This is a genomic window from Methylorubrum thiocyanatum, from assembly GCA_014138645.1.
GTDB lineage: Bacteria > Pseudomonadota > Alphaproteobacteria > Rhizobiales > Beijerinckiaceae > Methylobacterium > Methylobacterium thiocyanatum.
In genome coordinates, this window is sequence record JACJIB010000007.1 from 241,107 (window position 1) to 258,495 (window position 17,389).

15 protein-coding genes, 1 tRNA gene and 3 pseudogenes are annotated in these 17,389 nt (G+C 65.8%); 11 read left to right on the top strand and 8 right to left on the bottom strand.

Features of this window, described 5'->3' with window-relative positions; all coding sequences use genetic code 11:
- Positions 1-358: 358 nt before the first annotated feature.
- Entirely contained in the window at positions 359-2,167 is a 1,809-nt protein-coding gene (locus HNR51_RS19880; RefSeq protein ID WP_182556136.1) for an acyl-CoA thioesterase, read from the top strand.
- Positions 2,168-2,173: 6 nt separating this feature from the next.
- Here the strand turns inward: HNR51_RS19880 and HNR51_RS19885 are convergent, their stop codons facing one another.
- On the bottom strand, positions 2,174-4,429 hold the full coding sequence (locus HNR51_RS19885) for a putative bifunctional diguanylate cyclase/phosphodiesterase (protein WP_239681430.1): 2,256 nt from the start codon (positions 4,427-4,429) through the stop codon (positions 2,174-2,176).
- A 419-nt stretch (positions 4,430-4,848) separates the two neighbouring features.
- On the opposite strand from HNR51_RS19885, the pseudogene HNR51_RS27025 reads away from it, so the two are divergent.
- A pseudogene (locus HNR51_RS27025) lies at positions 4,849-5,061 on the top strand (IS481 family transposase); the annotation flags it as partial.
- Between the two features lie 334 nt (positions 5,062-5,395).
- Here the strand turns inward: HNR51_RS27025 and HNR51_RS19890 are convergent.
- Together HNR51_RS19890 and HNR51_RS19895 are read right to left on the bottom strand one after the other, a co-directional pair.
- A pseudogene (locus tag HNR51_RS19890) lies at positions 5,396-5,563 on the bottom strand (integrase core domain-containing protein); the annotation flags it as partial.
- Between the two features lie 97 nt (positions 5,564-5,660).
- Entirely contained in the window at positions 5,661-7,145 is a 1,485-nt protein-coding gene (locus HNR51_RS19895; protein ID WP_182556138.1) for a DUF2252 domain-containing protein, read from the bottom strand.
- 323 nt (positions 7,146-7,468) lie between these two features.
- Between HNR51_RS19895 and HNR51_RS19900 the strand changes: the two genes are divergently transcribed.
- The gene (locus HNR51_RS19900) at positions 7,469-7,750 is read left to right on the top strand and encodes a hypothetical protein (RefSeq protein WP_182556139.1); all 282 of its coding nucleotides are present in this window, start codon (positions 7,469-7,471) and stop codon (positions 7,748-7,750) included.
- Positions 7,751-8,021: 271 nt separating this feature from the next.
- Positions 8,022-8,189, top strand: coding sequence for a hypothetical protein (locus HNR51_RS19905; protein WP_239681431.1), 168 nt, complete (start codon positions 8,022-8,024; stop codon positions 8,187-8,189).
- 181 nt (positions 8,190-8,370) lie between these two features.
- On the opposite strand, the gene HNR51_RS19910 is transcribed toward HNR51_RS19905, so the two are convergent.
- Positions 8,371-8,778, bottom strand: a complete 408-nt coding sequence (locus tag HNR51_RS19910; protein WP_182556140.1) for a helix-turn-helix domain-containing protein — start codon at positions 8,776-8,778, stop codon at positions 8,371-8,373.
- Between the two features lie 192 nt (positions 8,779-8,970).
- On the opposite strand from HNR51_RS19910, the pseudogene HNR51_RS26810 reads away from it, so the two are divergent.
- The 3 genes and pseudogenes from HNR51_RS26810 to HNR51_RS19925 form a co-directional block, all read left to right on the top strand.
- Positions 8,971-9,195, top strand: a pseudogene (locus HNR51_RS26810) (DUF4113 domain-containing protein); the annotation flags it as partial.
- Between the two features lie 154 nt (positions 9,196-9,349).
- The gene (locus HNR51_RS19920) at positions 9,350-9,943 is read left to right on the top strand and encodes a phosphatase PAP2 family protein (RefSeq protein ID WP_239681432.1); all 594 of its coding nucleotides are present in this window, start codon (positions 9,350-9,352) and stop codon (positions 9,941-9,943) included.
- Positions 9,944-10,201: 258 nt separating this feature from the next.
- The gene (locus tag HNR51_RS19925; protein ID WP_182556142.1) at positions 10,202-11,653 is read left to right on the top strand and encodes a diguanylate cyclase domain-containing protein; all 1,452 of its coding nucleotides are present in this window, start codon (positions 10,202-10,204) and stop codon (positions 11,651-11,653) included.
- Between the two features lie 171 nt (positions 11,654-11,824).
- On the opposite strand, the gene HNR51_RS19930 is transcribed toward HNR51_RS19925, so the two are convergent.
- From HNR51_RS19930 to HNR51_RS19940, 3 genes are all read right to left on the bottom strand, one after another.
- Positions 11,825-12,124, bottom strand: coding sequence for a phage holin family protein (locus tag HNR51_RS19930; RefSeq protein WP_012453480.1), 300 nt, complete (start codon positions 12,122-12,124; stop codon positions 11,825-11,827).
- Positions 12,125-12,330: 206 nt separating this feature from the next.
- Positions 12,331-12,654, bottom strand: coding sequence for a hypothetical protein (locus tag HNR51_RS19935; protein ID WP_012453481.1), 324 nt, complete (start codon positions 12,652-12,654; stop codon positions 12,331-12,333).
- Complete coding sequence (locus tag HNR51_RS19940) at positions 12,651-12,869, bottom strand: hypothetical protein (RefSeq protein WP_063987173.1); 219 nt, start codon at positions 12,867-12,869, stop codon at positions 12,651-12,653. Before HNR51_RS19940 ends, HNR51_RS19935 begins: the two co-directional genes overlap by 4 nt.
- A gap of 1,051 nt (positions 12,870-13,920) precedes the next feature.
- On the opposite strand from HNR51_RS19940, the gene HNR51_RS19945 reads away from it, so the two are divergent.
- Positions 13,921-14,145 carry a hypothetical protein gene (locus HNR51_RS19945; RefSeq protein WP_239681433.1) on the top strand — a complete coding sequence of 75 codons (225 nt, stop codon included), beginning with the start codon at positions 13,921-13,923 and terminating at the stop codon, positions 14,143-14,145.
- A gap of 66 nt (positions 14,146-14,211) precedes the next feature.
- Here HNR51_RS19945 and HNR51_RS19950 read toward each other — a convergent pair.
- A tRNA-Gly gene (locus HNR51_RS19950) sits at positions 14,212-14,283 on the bottom strand.
- 131 nt (positions 14,284-14,414) lie between these two features.
- Here HNR51_RS19950 and HNR51_RS19955 point away from each other — a divergent pair.
- From HNR51_RS19955 to HNR51_RS19965, 3 genes are all read left to right on the top strand, one after another.
- Positions 14,415-15,947: a site-specific integrase gene (locus HNR51_RS19955; protein WP_108939560.1), complete on the top strand. Its 1,533-nt coding sequence runs from the start codon at positions 14,415-14,417 to the stop codon at positions 15,945-15,947.
- Positions 15,948-16,180: 233 nt separating this feature from the next.
- Positions 16,181-16,459, top strand: a complete 279-nt coding sequence (locus tag HNR51_RS19960; RefSeq protein ID WP_108939562.1) for a hypothetical protein — start codon at positions 16,181-16,183, stop codon at positions 16,457-16,459.
- A 310-nt stretch (positions 16,460-16,769) separates the two neighbouring features.
- Positions 16,770-17,366 (top strand): metallophosphoesterase family protein, encoded by a 597-nt coding sequence (locus HNR51_RS19965; RefSeq protein WP_108939563.1) that lies wholly within the window; start codon positions 16,770-16,772, stop codon positions 17,364-17,366.
- The last annotated feature ends 23 nt before the right edge of the window (positions 17,367-17,389 follow it).

The window sequence follows — 17,389 nt, forward strand, 5'->3', positions numbered from 1 at the left end:
TCTCAGCCAACCGGCCCGTGAGGCCTTGCCGCATCAGGCCAGTGCGTCTCGATCTTTGCTTTGACGCGCATTCTTTCGAAGAATCGGTGAGCACTTCATCGGGCTGCACTTTAGACTGTCGTAGCGCTCGGTAGGGGCGTCATGACGACAGAAATCAGATCGTGCAGCCCGAAATGGGCCGAATTCTATTCGATTAACCTGGGCTGAGGCGTGTCTTTACCACCAGAAGATGGGGCGCGGGTCGGCCGAGCGCCGCGATAGGGGCGCCCTCCTGGGACGCTTCTTCCGACATTTTCATATTCCCGCAGCGGTCCCGGTTCGCTAGGCTTGGGCACGAATCACGGACGCGTAAAACAAAATGCTGTATCAGTTCCTTCGCTCGGCAACTTGGGCGCCAACGATCGCCCTGTCGTGGTTCTGGGGTCTCGGCTTTTTCTACGCGATCCATGTCACCCTGACATATGGGTGGATCGGATTTCTTGCCTTTGCTTTGCCGAATGCGATCGGCCTTGCCCTGTTTGGTTGGATCCTCGGCGCGCCGGGGCGAAGCCCGGAAAAGATCGCGACGACGATTCAGGGGCCTTACGCCGTCCTGTTCCTCGTTTGTCAGTTCCTAGCGGTTGCAATCACGATCTTCGGCTTTGCCGCATATGCTTGGATGCCCTTGTTCGGGCGGGACACCGTACTTGGCTTGGTCATGCTCGTCCTCGTGGCCTGTTCGATCGGACATGCGATCCCCCTTCGTCGCATCAAGATCGTGCATGGCGTTGCGCTGATCTTGGGCGTATGTGCCGGCTTCGTGTTGCTCGCCGGACTGGCGACGGAATCCCATGGTTCTGACGTTCCGCTGTCGTCGCTCGACGAACGCTTCTATGGCCTCGCGCTTCCCTCGCTGGTCGGCTTTCTGCTCGGTCCGTGGATGGACGTGCAGCAGTGGCAACGCGCGGTCGAGATCCGGCGCGAGGGCGCTTCCGTCCGGGTGGCCTATGCGACCGGTGCAATCCTCTTCGGCGGCCTGCTGACGATCAACGCTCTGCTCGCTTCCGCGGCGGGCCTCGGTGAACCGGTCGTGTCGTTCGACGGCTTGCCCGGAGCCTACGCCGCCGTCGCGCAGGCGACGGCGCGGAGTCATGTTGCAGGCGTGACGGTTGCCTTTCTGATCTGGACCGTCGTGGCGGCGGCGACCACGATCGACAGCTTCTACGGCGCGACGCGCTGGCTCATGACGGCCATCACGACGCGCAGCAACTCACCGCTTCTCGCCTTCGTGCCGTCGTCGCTGGTGTCGTCGCCGATCTGGATCCTGCTTGCAGCCTTCACGGCTGCGGTGGCTGCGACTCAACTCAACCTGTCGCTGATGTACCTGATGGTGCCCTTCGCGACGATCCTTGTCGGAGGAGCGGCCTGCTTGGTCTGCGAGACGCTCGGAGCGTCCCGGCGCTACGACCCCGTCCTCAGCTACATGATCGGACTGGCGGCCTGCCTTGTTTTCCTGACCGGCTACATCCAGCCGAACTGGGCTTATCTGGCCATCGCGCCGCTGATCGGGCTCGTCGGTGCGCTCCCGATGGTGACGGAGTTGCTCGGCTGGGGCGGTGCGCCGGCAGCCTCCGTGCCTCAAGCGACAGACGAGGCCGCTGCGAAGCCGGTGGTCATCACCGTCGCCCGTGATGAGGCGATCGCCTCGCACGGCTTCGACGGGCAGTGGTTCGTGTTGAGCCTGATCCCGACCTACGACGACACCAACTCGGTCGGAAACGTCTACTTCGCGAACTATGTCCGCTGGGTGGGCAAGGCGCGAGAATTGTTCTTCAACACGTGTATGCCGGATTTCGATTTGAAGTCGACCGACTTCTATGTGCTGACGAAAACGTTCCAGCATGATTTCCGGCGGGAGGCCGTCGAGTTCGAGCCTGTATCGGTTCGCGTCCGCATCGCCAGCCACAATCGGAAATTCGTGACGCTGGCGCATGAGATCCATAGTGAAATCAACGGCTTGCTCGGCCGAGGCGAGCAGTCGCTGATGTTCGTCGACTCAGTCCAGTATCGTCCCCTGGACATCCCGCGATCCATCATTGAGGGCTTTCTTCCCTATTGGCCCAAGAGTTCTCCGCACGCGGCCTCAGCCGTGCCGGGCCCATTGGGGGCCAACAGCCTCAGCGCCTAAGCTTCCTCAAGCGGCGTGGATCGTCTGCCGCCGAAGCCCTTGCCCGGTCACGAGGGCATTGGCCTCGTCGGCCGGTACGGGTCGGCTGAAGAGGTAGCCTTGGAGCGCATGGCAGCCGAGGCTCAGGAGGCACCGGCGCTGGGCCTCGGTCTCGACCCCTTCGGCGATCACCGTCATCTTGAGGCTTGTGGCCAGATCGATGATCGCCCGGACGATGGCTGCGCCGCTTTGCTCGTGCGGCAGGTCTCTGACGAAACTCTGGTCGATCTTGATTTTATCGAAGGCCAGTCGCCGGAGGTAGCTCAGGCTGGAATAGCCGGTCCCGAAATCGTCGAGGGAAAGCCGCACACCCAGTTCGCGAAGCTTGGCGAGTGCCGTCTTGATGGCAGGGGTTGCCTCGAGGAAGACCGACTCCGTGATTTCGATCTCCAGCCGCGAGGCATCCAAGCCGCTCTCCTGCAGCGCGGAGATGACCAGAAGCGGCAGATCCGAGTGACGGAATTGGATCGGTGACAGGTTGACGGCGATGCTGATGTCGCCGGGCCATCCCGCTGCGGTCGCGCAGGCCTGCTGCAGGATCCACTCTCCCAGTGGGATGATGACGCCCGTCTCTTCGGCCAGCGGGATGAATTCGGCGGGTGAGACGAAGCCGCGTTTCGGATGCTTCCAACGCACGAGAGCCTCGAAGCCTCGGACGCGGCCCTCCCTCGACACGATGGGCTGGAAGTGAAGGAGGAACTCGTTCCGGTCGAGAGCCCCCCGCAGATCGGTCGACAGGGCCCGTCGCGCCTCGATCCGCTCGTCCATCTCGGCTTCGTAGAAGCGGTATCCGTTCCGGCCTTCGCCCTTCGTCCGGTACAGTGCGAGGTCGGCCCTGCGCATGATCTCGAGGCAGCCATCCTGCGGGGCCATGGCGATGCCGATACTGACGCCGATGCTCACCCGAATGCCGTTGACGGTGAAGGGTGATGCGACCGCCGCGACGATATCGCTCGCCAGGAGCGCCACCGTGTGGCGATCGCGTGCCGCCGATCCTTTGGCGAGAAGAGCGAACTCGTCCCCTGCGAGACGGGCGATATGCACATCGGAGGAGGCGAAGCGCTGCAGACGTTCGGCGAAGGCCCGCAACAATCCGTCGCCCGCCGCATGCCCGAACGTGTCATTCACGTTCTTGAACTCGTCGAGATCCAGCGCGAGCACCGCAAACCGTCCGCTTGCTCCCGCCTGCTCGCGCGCGGCTTCCAGAAGCTGCTGAAACTGAACCCGGTTCGGGAGGTCCGTCAGCGTGTCGTGCAGCGCCAGATAGGACAGGCGCTCCTCCGATTGCCGTTTCTCCGTCACGTCGGACCCGACGCCACGATAGCCCGAGAACCGGGTGCCGTTGGTGAAGATCGGCTTTCCGCTCAATTCCCAGGTGCGTTGCTCGCCGGCGATGTTGAGCGGGAGGATGAGGTTGCGGAAGGTGCGGCGCTCCGCGATGCAGTTCCAGAGCACGGTGCTCGGATGCCCATCGGGCGCGGCGACGGCGGGCAGCAGCAGTTGTTCGAGAGGCAAGCCGAGAAGCTGGCGCTCCGATGAGCGGGCGACCTCCACCAGCCGTGGCGAAACATGCTGAAGGCGAAGCTCGGCGTTTGTTTCCCAGAGCCAGTCGCTCGCATTCTCCTCGAACTCGTTGAGAAGCAGATTCGTGAATTCCTGCTGACGCTCCAGGTCGATCTGGGAGACGACACGCATTTTCAGAAGACGGCTGAGATGCAGAATGGTGAAGCAGATGAAGGCTGCATAGAACACGAGCAGGGTCGCGACGTAGATGTAGAAGCGCTCTCCCGTCGCGGCCAACCCGAAGAAGGATCCGGCGATGATGAGGCCGGAGAAGCCGATGGCGACAGGCGGCAGCACGGCGGCGCTCATCCCTGTCGCGATCAGGCCGGCGCAGCTGGCGGCGATGAGCAGGCGTCCGTCCGGGTCGGCCCCGACGAACAGCATGATCGGAATCGAGGCGAGGAGGCAGCCATAGGCATAGGCGGCCAAAACGGCGCGACGGATGAACGTGCCGGTCAGTTCGCGCGGCTTGGGGCGCGAACGCCACTGCCAGCATTGTTGGAGGACGGCAATGGCCAGCGGCAGGATGGCCGCTTCCAGCAGGCCCAGATAGATGCGATTGGCGGGATCCCAGAAGAGGTAGACGATGACTTGAACGACGCTGAGGCTGACAAGTACCGTAAAAGGAACAAGTCGGAGGGCGACGTCGAATTGCTCCACACGGACGCGAGCCCTCAAGTTGTTGTCGAGGGCTTCGCTCTCACGATGGGTGCCGACCGGGAATGATATAAACATCTCGCGTCACACACATTTCATAGAAATCCATATCGATGGCCGATATGAATCCGCTATTATTTGAAACTACGCTCGCCTCGGTTCAGCACCGCAGAATGAGCCCGTGCGTTTAAATTGCTGTAAACGTATCGTCTGGCATTTGAGGCGATCAAATCGCTCAATTTGTGGCCTTTGGGGACGCGAACGGATTCGTCGACGCGGTGCTTCTCGCATCCCACGGCCTCAGGCAGGACCGCCGGCGGCGCGCATGCACGGCACCGTGGCTGGAATGACGCGCGATCAAGCGGCCGCCCCTCGCCCGGCGCCTTCCCGCAGGACGGCGTCCGTGTCTGGTGCGGCCGAAGCTGGCCCCGCCTCAGAGATCCGGCCGCGCGCACACGCGGGAGGCGGCCCGTCGCACGAGACAGCTCCGTCAAGAGAGCGTGAGAGCGGCGGCCAAGCGTTACGGCATCAGTCCGCCCACCGTCCAGACGGGGCGTGATCGGAAGACGACGGCCGATGCCGCCACGGGGTCGAAGGAGCCCCGCTCGACCGTCCTGACGCCGGAGGAGGAAGCCACCGAGGCGTGAAGAACGGCGTCTGAGGTACTGGCCCGGTATCTTCCCCTCGCGGATGCGCTTGAGGCCGGAGCCGATCAAGGCGTCACACGGCCAGACCACCTTCGCTGTGACTTGGGTGTGCCAGCTCTTCGCCGGGCGGACCAACCGGGGGTAGAGCTTCTCGATGGCTGGTAGTCGTACCCGATGCCGGTGTAGGCAAGAAGGAGCGAGGCGCGCTTCAGGAAGGTGATCGCATCAATGATGCTGTCGGAGCCTTCCCAGTTCTTGCGGAAGCTGGCGCTCTCCTGAGGATCCCCGATTTTGGTCCGGCCGAAAGGTGAGCTTCCGGGTCTCATTCGGCAGCCTGCTGGGCTGCCGCCAAGGCGAATTCCTGGGGCGTCAGCCACCCGAGGGCTGTGTGAGGACGGCTCTCGTTGTACTGCCGCCGCCACGTCTCGATCTTGCTTTTCGCGTCAGCCAGCGACAAAAACCAGTTCGCGTTCAGGCATTCGTCGCGCAAGGACACCCGAGCCTACCTGCTCGTCTGGCGAAGCACGCGCATCGGCCCAGTATTCAGCGCGCTGGGAGAGGGAACTGTCGGCTGCTCTCTTCCTCCGTTACAAGTGCGGATCATCCGCTGCCGTGAGGCGCCCTTCCGCTATCGCAGCGCGAAACAACTCATAGTCCGCTGCATTCCGATCGCCATAGGCCTGCGCCCAATCGGCCAGGGCTTCACGCAGGTCAGCACGCCCGTCGTGACCAAAATAGCCCGCGATCGCCGCCGCATCTCCGGTGCGGGCATGTGCCTTCGCCAGCAGCGCACCGTACGCGTGCGAGAAGTACATCAGCGAGCGGCCTGCCATGCGGCTCAGTGGTATATCGCCCTTCATGTTCTTCATCTGGCGCACGTAGAATGGGCGGCCATCGATGCTGGTCCAGCCGAGCAGCGGGTCCCCGACCGCCTGGAGCAGGCGCTGCCCGTAGATCACGCGCTCGCCCTCGTGGCTCGCGTAGGGCTCGGGCATGCCGCGCAGATACGGTGCGCTTGCCGGTCGCACGGCTTCCTTGACCTGGAGGAAGAGCGCATCCTGGTCCGAATTTCCGCACAACAGGGCGACGTAGGCCCGCGTGCCGACGCTCCCGACGCCGACCACCCGGTGCGCGACATCGACAACATGGTAGCGGCTCAGCATGAACCGGCGCTCGCGCGGCAGCGTCTCGGCGTAGCGTTCCAGTCCGGCCGTGACGCTCTGGCGGGTCGCTTCATCGACACGGGTGAGGATCGGGGGCTCCTCGCGGAACCGCCAGCCACCATCCGTGCGCCGCTCGCCGACTCGATCGAGGAGACTCTTGTTGTTCTTGCGTCTGGCCTTTCCGACGGCCCGGTGGACCACGGCCTGCGACTCGGCATCAATCTCGATGCCGATGAAGTCGAGGTCATCGGCGCGTGCGGCCTGCTGCCAAACGTCCAGAGATCCGCGCGGGGCGAGATCGTCCATGGTGTGCTGATAGCCCGCGGCGGCGCTTTGGACCGCCTGACGCCGTTCGCTCGCAGGCACGGCAGCGTCTCGCGCTGCAACTTCGATGCTCGCGCAGAGCCGCTTCAGGTCCCATTCCCACGGTCCGACCGTGACCTCATCGAAATCGTTGAGATCCAAGACCACGTCGCCCTGCGGTGAGCCGAACAGGCCGAAGTTCGATATGTGGGCGTCACCGTTCATCACCACATCGATTGGTCCGCGAGGTCCCCGCGCCAGATCCCAGGCCATGACCTGCGCCGCCCCGCGCAGGAAGGCGAACGGTGAGGAAGCCATGCGGGCGACCCGCAGCGGGATGAGGTGTTCCTGCCGGCCAGCGTGCGCCCCCTCGATGAGCGATACCGGGTCGGGTCGATCCGCATCGGCGCACAGCGTGGCATGGTCGATGTGGGGAAGGTCGCGCCGAAGCGTCTTGCCCGCGGCTCGGCGCTTATCCCACGGCTCGACTCCGGTGCGCAGGTCGATGTGCGGGAAGTCGGCCAGCGGCTCCAGTACGACCTCTTCAGCAGCCTCAATGAGCGCGGCCTGCTCGTTCGAGCCCGTTACGGTGACGTCGTGATCCATCGTGCGTTCCGTCGCCAGGTATGTTCGCGCTGAGCCGCGGTCGATCCGCTTACGGCTTCAAGCCGTCACCCCGCAAACCGACCGAGCGGACCGCGTTCTCCTGCATGCGCCTATAAAAGTTCAGCAGTCTCCGGCCCGGTCATCGATCGCCATCCGTGGATCGGCGATTGGTGGCGGACGAGAGAGGTCCGGGGCAGCGGGCCGGCGCCGACCTGACCGACGTTGCGATGGCCGGCCTCATCTTTTGGTCGCATGCCAGAAGCTGAAGGAACGACACATCTCGTCGTGCGTCTCATCCTGGAACACGCAATGAGGAAGCGACGATGTCGGTTTTCCAAATTCGCCAGGGCGGGACGGGTGCGATCCTCTGGACTGGCGCGGCTGCCAACGAGATCCAGGCCATGGACGCGATGGCCCATGATGCCGGCTACTACGACCATTCCGATCTTCCGGAAAACATGCGTCGCGGCCTGAGAGTCGAAGCGCTGTCGTTCGGTACGGCCCGCGGACAGGCCTCCGTTGGCAGAACCCAGGGCGGCCGGTCCGGTCAGATCGTGATGGGCACCGCGATCAACGACCGCAACCTCGGCCAAGCGGCAGGCTAGCACCCGAAGGCGACAAGCAGCCCGACTTGGCCTCTCGGAAGCCGCTGACGGCGCTTGTCGCATGAAGTCTGGGGAGGAGGCGGCTCGTTCGGCTGCCTCCAGCCTCTGCCGGCACTCGACGGCGTCCACGAGCGCATCCGAGACCGCCAGCCGGAGCGCGGCGAGGCCATTCCCCTCTCGACTTTTCGAATAACGCTCGACGAGGCTCTCCACCTCATCCGCCCATGCTGCTACGGAACGCGATGGGCCCCGCGCCGCTGCGGTTGCTGCGATGAAAACCCTGTCAGACGTCGGCCGCTTCGAGGTCGTCATCAGGAATGAGCGCCGGCTCACGGGCATCGTCCGGGATGAGCGCGGAAAGTCCGTCTACCGAACCGAGATGGCGATCGAGGCCGACTGGCTATCCGATGAGGGGCCGCCGCGGGTGTCCGCCGAGTAGCCCACTGCGTTGTTTCAGCCCCGCACGGGCCAGCCGGAGGCGGGGTCTTTCGGTTCAAGCTCCGCGCCGCCGTCAGCATCCGCTTCCGTACCTCGGCCATGCGGGCGTCATCGCCGTCCCTGGACGCTGCAGCTGCCTGCCGGGCGATCTCATCCTGTCCAAGCGGGTAGATGGTGCCAGATCAGGATCTCTCCTCCCGGCCGAGGCGACTGGCGCTGCGCACGATCGCCAGTACCTCGCGGCGCAGTTGGTCGTCCTCGATCGTGGCGAAGGCGCGCAGCAGATCGATGGCACCGTGGATGCGCAGGAAACCGAACACATCCGCCTGCATGTCGCCAGCGGCCCCGTTGCCCTCGTCGAAGAAGGCGGAAACCGGCACCTTAAGCAGACGGGCGATCTCCTGCAGGCGTCCGGCGCCGACCCGGTTCGTGCCCCTCTCGTATTTCTGGACCTGCTGGAAGGTGACGCCGACGGCGGCTCCGAGCGCGGCCTGGCTCAGGCCCCTGGCTTTGCGGAGCGCCACGATCCGCTCGCCGACGAGGCGATCCTGCTCAGTCGCCCGCTTCGGCTTTGCGCCTAAGGTGTCCATGGCTTCAGGCCCCCTATGGGAGAATGGCAGGGCACGCACCCGACCGGAAGCTCCCAGCAACTGCTGCGAGAGGATTTTGGTTGCGGTGACCAGGGATGCTCCCGCAGCTCGGCGAGCCGCTCGTCAGCTCCTCGGCGCCGGTCACGTCCAGTCCGAATCCTCCGCGATGAACCACGCCGCAACGAATTCGGCCCCCTGGCCACCTCACCGCGCGCCCTGATCGGTCGGCTCGACCGCGAGCGTACCAGCCGGCTCATGAAGGCGATGGATGCCTGCAACGCCCGCCTCGGCAGTGGCAGCGTCGTCCCGGCGCGGGCCGGGCTCGCGCAGCCGCGACGCGCCTGGATGACGAAGTTCGAGATGCGGACGCCGCGCAACACGACGCAGGCTGGGGAACGACCGGTCGCCAAGGCGTGACGGGCCGGCTTTCGACCCCAAACGATCCTCGAGCGACGGCGGCTCAAATGTCCGAAAAGGGGGCAGGAGTTTGCAGGCCATTCGTGTGGCTATCACCGCGAACGATTGCCGACGTTTTACGTTAACAGCCATGCTTGCGCGACCGCCTCACGCCATGACCGGCAGCCCACCCAACCGCATCGAGGCTGCCGACGTCGCAGCCGGGCTTAAGCTTGCTCGCGCCAAGGATCATGCCGCAGTTCGTGCGTTGGCACGGGCAAGCGAGGTGGGAAGCTGGCAGTCTCTGCTCGCCCTATCCGTCGGCACCTTGGCCTGGGGTACGATCACGCATGATCGCCGGCTTGCCGAGGCAGGTCGGCACATGCTGCGGGCTGGCCTCCTGGCCAGCCTCGTCAAGACAAGTCTGAAGCGGACGGTGCATCGGACCCGCCCGAATGTTCTCATGGATGAGGGGATCTACGCGCGCGGTCGGCCAGGGACGAACGTTGGGCCGTGGCAGTCCTTCCCCTCGGGTCATTCCGCCCTGAGTGCTGCCGTCGCCTGTGCCACGGCTCGTGCCTACCCGGAGATCAAGGGGCCCGCGTACGCCGCCGCTGCCGGGGTCACAACCGCGCAGGTTGTGCGCGGTGCGCACTTCCCCGCCGACGTGCTGATGGGTGCCCTCATAGGGATTGCCGCGGAGGCCGCCGTCCACAAGCTCACGCACCGACGCCGACGACTTGGGATGAGGAAGTCTTCGGTCGCATGAGAGCCCAGCGCGTGTGAGGAGCCGACATCGGGTTCAAGGAAGGCGAGCCGCCGCTCTCGACCCTATGCGGGCCCGGATGTCGTTCGCCCTCCGGTGTTCGAAGAACGCGAGGCGAGCGTCTCGGGAGGGTCGGAGGTCGCCGATCTGCTCCACAGAGACGATGGAATGCTCGGCCACGCTACGGGCGGTTAAGCCAGGCGTCGTAAAGCGCGCACCGCATTCTGGCCTCGGCGAGGTCATGTGAGGGCGGAGCGGTACGTGTCGAACAACAAGCGCGAGGCGCTCCGCCAAAAAGCCTTGGCTGAAATCGCCCTCCTCGACACGCCGCCCGAGCGCGAGTTCGATGTGTTGGCAAAGCTCGCACAACGGATGCTTGGCACCGGCATGTCCTCAATCACCCTGGTCGCCCCGGAGCGACAGTGGTTCAAGGCACGTTGCGGGCCTCTGGCACCTCAGACCCCGCGGGCTCAGGCGTTTTGCCCTGTCGTGGTCGAGACCGAGGCTCCACTCACCGTGGCGGACGCTCGCCTCGACCCTCGCTTCGCCGAAAGCCCGTTTGTCACGGGCGCACCGAACATCCGCTACTATGCGGGCGTGCCGGTTCGCATCCAGCAGGCCGATGGGGACTGGGTGACGATCGGCACGCTCTGTGTCCTCGACGAGCAGCCGCGCGAGCCAAGGCCGACCGACTTGGAGGTCTTGGAGGAGTTGGCCTGCGTCGCCGAGGCTTTGATCGAAGCTCGGGCCGTCGCTCTTCGCGCTGCCGGAGCGGCTGAGGAGCGTCGTCTGGCCGTCGAGCGGCTGGAGCGCGAACGCCGCCAGTTCAAGCAGGCCGAGCGCATGGCCGACATGGGATCGTACCGGTACGACATCGAGAAGCAGTCGACCGCTTGGTCGGATGGCGTCTTCGCCATCCACGAACGGCCTGTCAGCAGCGGCGTGCCGAACAGCGAGGTCTTGAACTACTTCCCTGAGCCCGACCGTACCAGGTTCGTCGCCGCGGTGATGCGCACGCTGAACACAGGCGAGCCCTTTGAGATGGACGCCGACTTCGTGACCGCCAAAGGCAACCCGCGGCGCGTACGATGCTCCTGCGAGATCGAGTTGGTTAAGGGCAAGCCCGTTGCCCTCATCGGTCTGATCCAGGACATCACGGAACGACACGACTTGGAGCAGCGACTGCGCCACCAAGCCTGCACTGACGACCTGACCCAATTGGCCAACCGAGCCGAGTTTCACCGTGTGCTCGATGCACGGTTGCGGGAGGCGCGCCTCGCGGACGGCGACGTGGCGGTCCTTTTGATCGACCTCGATGGCTTCAAGGGCGTCAACGACGTCCTCGGCCATGCCGCGGGTGACGCGGTGTTGCGCCGTGTCGCCGATCGCTTGCGCGCCTCCTGCAACGACGGGTGTGTTCCGGCGCGGCTGGGGGGCGACGAGTTTGCAATTGTGATGTCTGCCGATCTTGATTGCGTGGGACTCGATCGGAAGGTGCGGCGCCTCTTGCACGACCTTGAGATCGTTGTGGACGGACAGGGGCTCATCGCCCGCGTAACGGGAACGATCGGCATCGCGTGGTCGAGCGCAGCCGCGCAGGACCGCGACGTTCTCCTTCGTCAGGCCGATGCTGCGCTTTACGCCGCCAAGCGCACACGGAAGGGAACGGCGCAAACCTTCCAAGTCGGTACGGACGATCGGCAGGTTGGTTGAGCGTGTTACCGCTGTGACGAGCGATGTCACACCGTTACGAATATAACTCAAAAACCCGTCCGTTCCCGAGACGGTTTTTGGGGCGATGCTTATGGGTTGGGTAGGTCCGAAAACGGAACGTCTGCTCGTAGTCGCAGCGTCAAGGTCCGCTAAACAACCTCTGCGGACCTCTCAAGCTTCTGGCGACCGCAGGCTCAACTTCTGGAGGCTCATGAGCACCAGGATCGCTGCGATGACGACGAATGGCAGAGCAACGATCAGAGCTGCCAACGCCTCACTGCCGATCAGCACAGCCAGCGCGTCCCTCAAGGCCAACAGGAGAAGGACCAGCGAGGTAAGGACCAGCAGGAGCGCCCCGCCGAACAGCGCCACAAGCGCTGCCAACGCACGCAGGTTGCCGCGGATTTCCGTTCGAGCCAGACGGAGCAGCATGCCGAGATGAGTGCTGGCCTCGCGGATCGCCCCGAGCATCAAGACGGCCGTCGTACGAGGATCTCCGTCCCGCCGACCATCTCGGGCCGCCTGTTCGCTCACGGGTTTGTCCTCGGCCGCACTGCAGGCTCCTTGCCACTCTACGGATTGGAAATCACGCTTTGCCGGATCAGGCACTGACGGTCCGTGGCTGGTGTGAGGTGAGCGGCGCTACGAGAGCTGAGGTGCAGCCCTAACGGGCCTTTTCATGCGGAGGCAAGCGGGCTGCTTTGCTCGACGATCTCGAGCGCGCGCAGCACAGCCATAGCTGCCGCGTCCGCATCGAGACGGCCTGCATCCGTGGCCGGCATTACCGCCACGGCCTCGATCGTGTTCCCGGCAGCCAGTCCGACCACCACCTTGAAGGCTCGCCCCTCCGGCCCGTCCGCATCCTCCAGCAACGCCACAACGTAGCCGGCGGCGGTCCCATAAACGTGGACCGGGTGGTGCTCAGTCGGCGCCTCAGCCGAGGCGGGCGCCTCGGCTTCGCGACCGCGACCGCCGAAGTTTGGGCGGATGATGTTCGTCATAGCCATCGCTCGTCAATGTCGGTCGCGTTGTAGTCCGCGAGCGGCTGGTGCTCATCGCCTTCCGCGAAGATGGCCACATCGTCGGGTCCAATGTCGTGCTTGGCGATGCGATCCCAGCGCCGATGGATCATCACCGGTCCGCCCCAGATCCGGAAGGCGTTCCAGTAGCGGTCGTCCTTGAAGCCGATGTAGTGGACGCAGCGGGGAGGAAGCATCCCGCAGCCTACGGGCAGGGCTTAAGCTGCGCGAGAGGTTCTTGCCGCTGCCGCTCGCCCTGCGACCATGAGGACGCGCCCGGGGTCGCGGTCCCGCCTCAACTCCGCTCTAGACGCATCCCGCCCGTGCCGGGCCGAGGGGAAAGCATGTTCGGGGCAGAGGTTTTTATAGCACTCGCAGGGATCGTCGGCGCCATCACCTTCATGCTGGCGGGACGGCCCACTTTCGATCGCTTCCTGCCCTGGTGAGGCAGCGGCACGACCTGGCGAATCAGCCTTAACGGATGGCTAACCGCGTCCGAACAGGGCGCGGAAACCATCGTGGATGCGAGCGTTAGCTGGGCACTCCAACCCAGGCAGGCGCAGGAATCCCGCGATGACCGTCACCGTCTTTGATCCGATCCGCGGCCAGATGGTCACGATACATGTGCCCGCCCCACAGCCGCGCTGACCCCGCCACTTCGCCCCGCCCTGGCCGCGACGATGATCGGTCTTCCTCTCTATCGCCTGCTTATTGCGGTCGGCTTGGTGCTTTCGAGCGCGGCGGCCACCACTCGCCTTGGCCACGCCGAGCCGAAGACGGCCTGCGAGGGCCGGCAGCCTGTGGGAGCCTGCCACGGTACGAGTGCCTCGCGCTAAATTCGGACCCGCGGCATGACGTCGGGCCAAAGCATGCCGACTGCGGTCCGAATTAGGCGCACAGGGAAAGGCACAAGGCTGAGGACCGGTTCAAGCCAGGAATTTACTTCTCCAGCTGGCAGATTTGGCTATTTCGACTTTCATCGCTGGGTGACGAGCTTGGGGCGTGGCGACGGAGGTCCAAGTCAATGCTCAACAACTTGCCGTCGCTCAGGAGGTCCGAAAACCGCCTGCACGCGGAGACGCAGGTCAGGAGCGATACCAAGCGCCGCGAGCGTAACGCGCCGCGCCGTGACGATCTCGCCCGTGCCGCCTACTATTATGCACTTGCTGGCCCTTTCGGCTGTGACGACCTGCGCTTGATCCCTACTGCCTCGCCGCCGGGGACACCTTCGGTCGCGAGTGGCGGGTCGTGGCACGTGCGGCCGGCATTCCGGATGCGGTCTGGAACATGGATGCGGGGGCCGGTGCCATCACGGAAGCCGAGGATGCGGGCGCCGATCTCGACGATGCCCGAGCCGCAGCAGCTCACACACAAGCTTCGACTACGGCGCGCTACTCGCGCGGCGCAGTCGGCAAATCACGCAAGGTGGCGACGCTTCGCATCGCCCATCGAGGCGTGAAGAACGGCGCCTGAACAGACCATAGGGAACGCGAGGTCAGCGGTAGAGCGTTGAAGAGGCTGACGCTTCAGCGGTTTAGGTGGAGCGGGCGATCGGGATCGAACCGACGACATTCAGCTTGGGAAGCTGATAAGGCCCTTTTCGTGACCCGCGGCTGACGACGTCGACCATTAATCCTTGCCTTGATTCATATAGCTTTTTCCCGCCTCTACGCACACTGACGCCTTGCCCTGGCCCGCCATATCGAGCGTGGTACGCCCGTGGTACGGAGGCGGACGCGTCGATGGCAGGCAAGGAAACGTTCACGCGGGAACGGGTGAGGCTCACCCAGAGCCACGTCAAGCATGCGCAGGCGCTCGTCGCCAAGGACGCCCTGCAGGGGACCGGCGTGGAGTTCGCCGACACCGTCTGCCAGGGGCTCGTCCTCCGGGTCCGGCGCCGCTCCGGCAAGTTCATCCTCAAGAGCCGGACGGGATCGACCACGCTCGGCGACATGGACACGCTGCCGGTCGCCGCCGCGCGCGTTGCCGCCGCCAAGGTCCGGGCCGAGCATCTCAAGGGCACGCCGAAGCGCCTGATCGACGTCGAGCTCATGTGCTTCTCCGGGGTGTTCGCGAAGGGGCACAACCTGGAGACCGCGCTGGACGTCGCCTTCACCGAGCCCCACCCCGACGACCCGCCCGAGCAGTCCGTCGAGGATCGGCGCCGGTACGGGCCTTGGGAGTGGCGCGACCTCGTCGACCTGTTCCTGGAGACGAAGCTCCCCACCCTGAAGGACAGGTGGCGGGTCCAGTTCGAGCGCCACCTGCGCCGGACGCTGGACGACGGGTTCGCCATGAGGCGCGTCGCGGCGGTCGAGCTCAAGGACCTCGTCGCGATGCGGGACCGGGTCACGAAGGCCCACACGCTGTCGGCGGCCGCCGACAGCGTCGAGGCGGTCAAGGCCGCGCTCGACTGGGCCTGGCGCCACCACGCCCCGCGGGCTGGCCTGGCAGACGTCGAGTTCCCGTGGTGGCGGGAGCGGCTCACCGTCGAGTACGCTTCCGGAACCCGCGATCATACGCCCACCATCGAGGAGCTCGCCCGGACGCTCGTCCTGGCCGAGAGGTTCAAGGCGCTCGGGGGAACCGCCAAGGAAACCGGGCCCGGAATGCTCGCGGCGCTATGGGCCGTCGTCCTTACCGGGCAGCGCGCCACCGCCCTGACCGGGACGCTGCGGGCGACGACGCGGGACTGGCCCGAGCGGCCCGGCTGGAGGATCTGGACCTGGACGGCCGCCGAGATGAAGGGGGCCGGGCACGCCAACGGCCAGAAGAAGCGCGCGCGGCCGCACGCCCTGCCGGTGCCGCCCGAGGCCCTGGCGGCGCTCGACCGCATCGGCGCGCCCCGGGAGGGCGTCTACCTGTTCCCGAGCCGTGTCCCGGGCAAGCGCACGACCGCCGTCGGGATGACGCAGTTCCTAGACCGCATGAAGGGAAAGACCAAGGCGGCCCGGAAGGGCAGCGTGACGCTCCGGCCCGAGGACGACCTGCTGACCGCCCACGGCATCCGGCACTGGACCCCGCACGACGTCCGGCGGACGCTGCCGACCTTCCTCGACATGGAGCGGCTGGGCGGCGCGGGATCAGCCATCCTGGCCCACGCGCGGCGGAAGGCGCAGGGCGGCGCCGAGGAGGAACGCGAGCTCGCCTCCGCCATCACCCTGAAGCACTACATCCACTCGCAGCGCCTCGAACTCAAGGCGGAGGGGATGCAGGTCTGGGTCAAGGCCATCCTGGAGGCGGTCGATCAGGAACGGGCACGCCTCGGGGCCTGAGCCCGCCGATCCCGGCCGAGCGCCCTCGCCAGGTCGGCCGGGCGCTCGGCCCGCACGAATCCCGGCCCTCCCCCACCGGACCGGAGGGCCTCGATGTCCTCCGCCATCGCTCGCCGGAGGGCGTCCCGCTCCTCGCCGGCGGCCGCGGCCACGATGTCGTCCAGGCTTGGCATTGACCGTCTCCCCATGGAGAACAAATAGGGAACGAGCGAGGCGGTTCAACGGAGGGACGGATGGAGGCGCCGCGGACCCTGGGGGCGTTCCCGTACCGGCGGGTCGTCATCGTCTGCCCCTGGCGCCCCCGGCGCCGGGGCTCCTACGACACCGAGCGGCTGATCGCGCGCCTCGGTCCCCGGACGAGCCTGGAGGATGTCCTGCTGGCGCTGGTGGCGTGCCGGTGGCCGAAGGCGTGGGGTCGCCGGGGACCGAACCAATACGTCCCCTGGTGCCGTGCCAGGTTCGCCGACCTCGGGAGCCGACGCCCTCCGGACTGCGACGTGCCCGCTCCGTAAAAATGTCATCCCCCCCCCCAGCAGGTGGATGACATTTTTACCGGCGCCGCCCTCCCGCGGCCGAAAGTGGCACCTTCGTCTCCACCCCGCCATCCGGGGACGAAGGTGACAAAAACCCCCGCCCAGGCTTTCCGTTAACCGTGCCGCACGACCCCGCTTGACCGGAGGAATCCGGAGCTGCGATCCCTGGTCCCACGAACCGCGACGAGGTCCGCCGTGAAACGCCGAATAGCCCCCACCGACAAACCGACGAGACCCCCGGGGGCGTGACGCCGCGCGCGCAGCCCCCCCTTTCGAGGAGGCTGCCTTCATGACCAAGACCACGATTTCGAACGCCCCCGCCCGCGTGTTCCTAACCGCGGACCACCACTTCGGGCACCAGAAGGTGCTGGGTATGAGCGGTCGCCCGTTCGCCTCCGTCGCCGAGCATGACGAGTACCTGATTGAGGCGTGGAACGCCTCCGTCGGCCCGAAGGACGAGATCTGGCACCTGGGCGACTTCGCCTACAAGTGCACCGCCGAGCATGCCGCACGGGTGTTCTCCCGCCTCAACGGCGTCAAGCGGCTGGTGCACGGCAACCACGAAGCGCGCGGCCGCGCGCTGCCCTGGGCGTCGCAGCACGAGGGCTTCGTCGACACGAAGATCGGCGACCATCGCGTGTTCCTCTGCCACTACGCGTTCCGGGCCTGGCCGGGTGCCTTCCGTGGCACGCTCCACTTCTACGGCCACACGCATGGCCTCCTGCCGGACACCCGGCAGTCCTGCGACGTCGGCGTGGACCGGTGGCAGTACCGGCCGGCCCTGTTCGCCGAGGTCCTGGCGAGGCTGGAGGCGACGGAGGCGCTGCCCGAGGAAGTCGCCCTCGGGCAGGCCCAGGACGGCCAGCGCAAGGCCAAGCAGGCCTGAACAGGCCTGAAACGAGAAGGGCC

What these genes read in the sequence shown, in the direction of transcription:
- HNR51_RS19880 (WP_182556136.1), top strand. Translation starts at nt 359, where the DNA reads ATGCTGTATCAGTTCCTTCGCTCGGCAACTTGGGCGCCAACGATCGCC.
- HNR51_RS19895 (WP_182556138.1), bottom strand. Translation starts at nt 7,145, where the DNA reads ATGGATCACGACGTCACCGTAACGGGCTCGAACGAGCAGGCCGCGCTC.
- HNR51_RS19900 (WP_182556139.1), top strand. Translation starts at nt 7,469, where the DNA reads ATGTCGGTTTTCCAAATTCGCCAGGGCGGGACGGGTGCGATCCTCTGG.
- HNR51_RS19905 (WP_239681431.1), top strand. Translation starts at nt 8,022, where the DNA reads ATGAAAACCCTGTCAGACGTCGGCCGCTTCGAGGTCGTCATCAGGAAT.
- HNR51_RS19910 (WP_182556140.1), bottom strand. Translation starts at nt 8,778, where the DNA reads ATGGACACCTTAGGCGCAAAGCCGAAGCGGGCGACTGAGCAGGATCGC.
- HNR51_RS19920 (WP_239681432.1), top strand. Translation starts at nt 9,350, where the DNA reads ATGACCGGCAGCCCACCCAACCGCATCGAGGCTGCCGACGTCGCAGCC.
- HNR51_RS19930 (WP_012453480.1), bottom strand. Translation starts at nt 12,124, where the DNA reads ATGCTCGGGGCGATCCGCGAGGCCAGCACTCATCTCGGCATGCTGCTC.
- HNR51_RS19935 (WP_012453481.1), bottom strand. Translation starts at nt 12,654, where the DNA reads ATGACGAACATCATCCGCCCAAACTTCGGCGGTCGCGGTCGCGAAGCC.
- HNR51_RS19940 (WP_063987173.1), bottom strand. Translation starts at nt 12,869, where the DNA reads ATGCTTCCTCCCCGCTGCGTCCACTACATCGGCTTCAAGGACGACCGC.
- HNR51_RS19955 (WP_108939560.1), top strand. Translation starts at nt 14,415, where the DNA reads ATGGCAGGCAAGGAAACGTTCACGCGGGAACGGGTGAGGCTCACCCAG.
- HNR51_RS19960 (WP_108939562.1), top strand. Translation starts at nt 16,181, where the DNA reads ATGGAGGCGCCGCGGACCCTGGGGGCGTTCCCGTACCGGCGGGTCGTC.
- HNR51_RS19965 (WP_108939563.1), top strand. Translation starts at nt 16,770, where the DNA reads ATGACCAAGACCACGATTTCGAACGCCCCCGCCCGCGTGTTCCTAACC.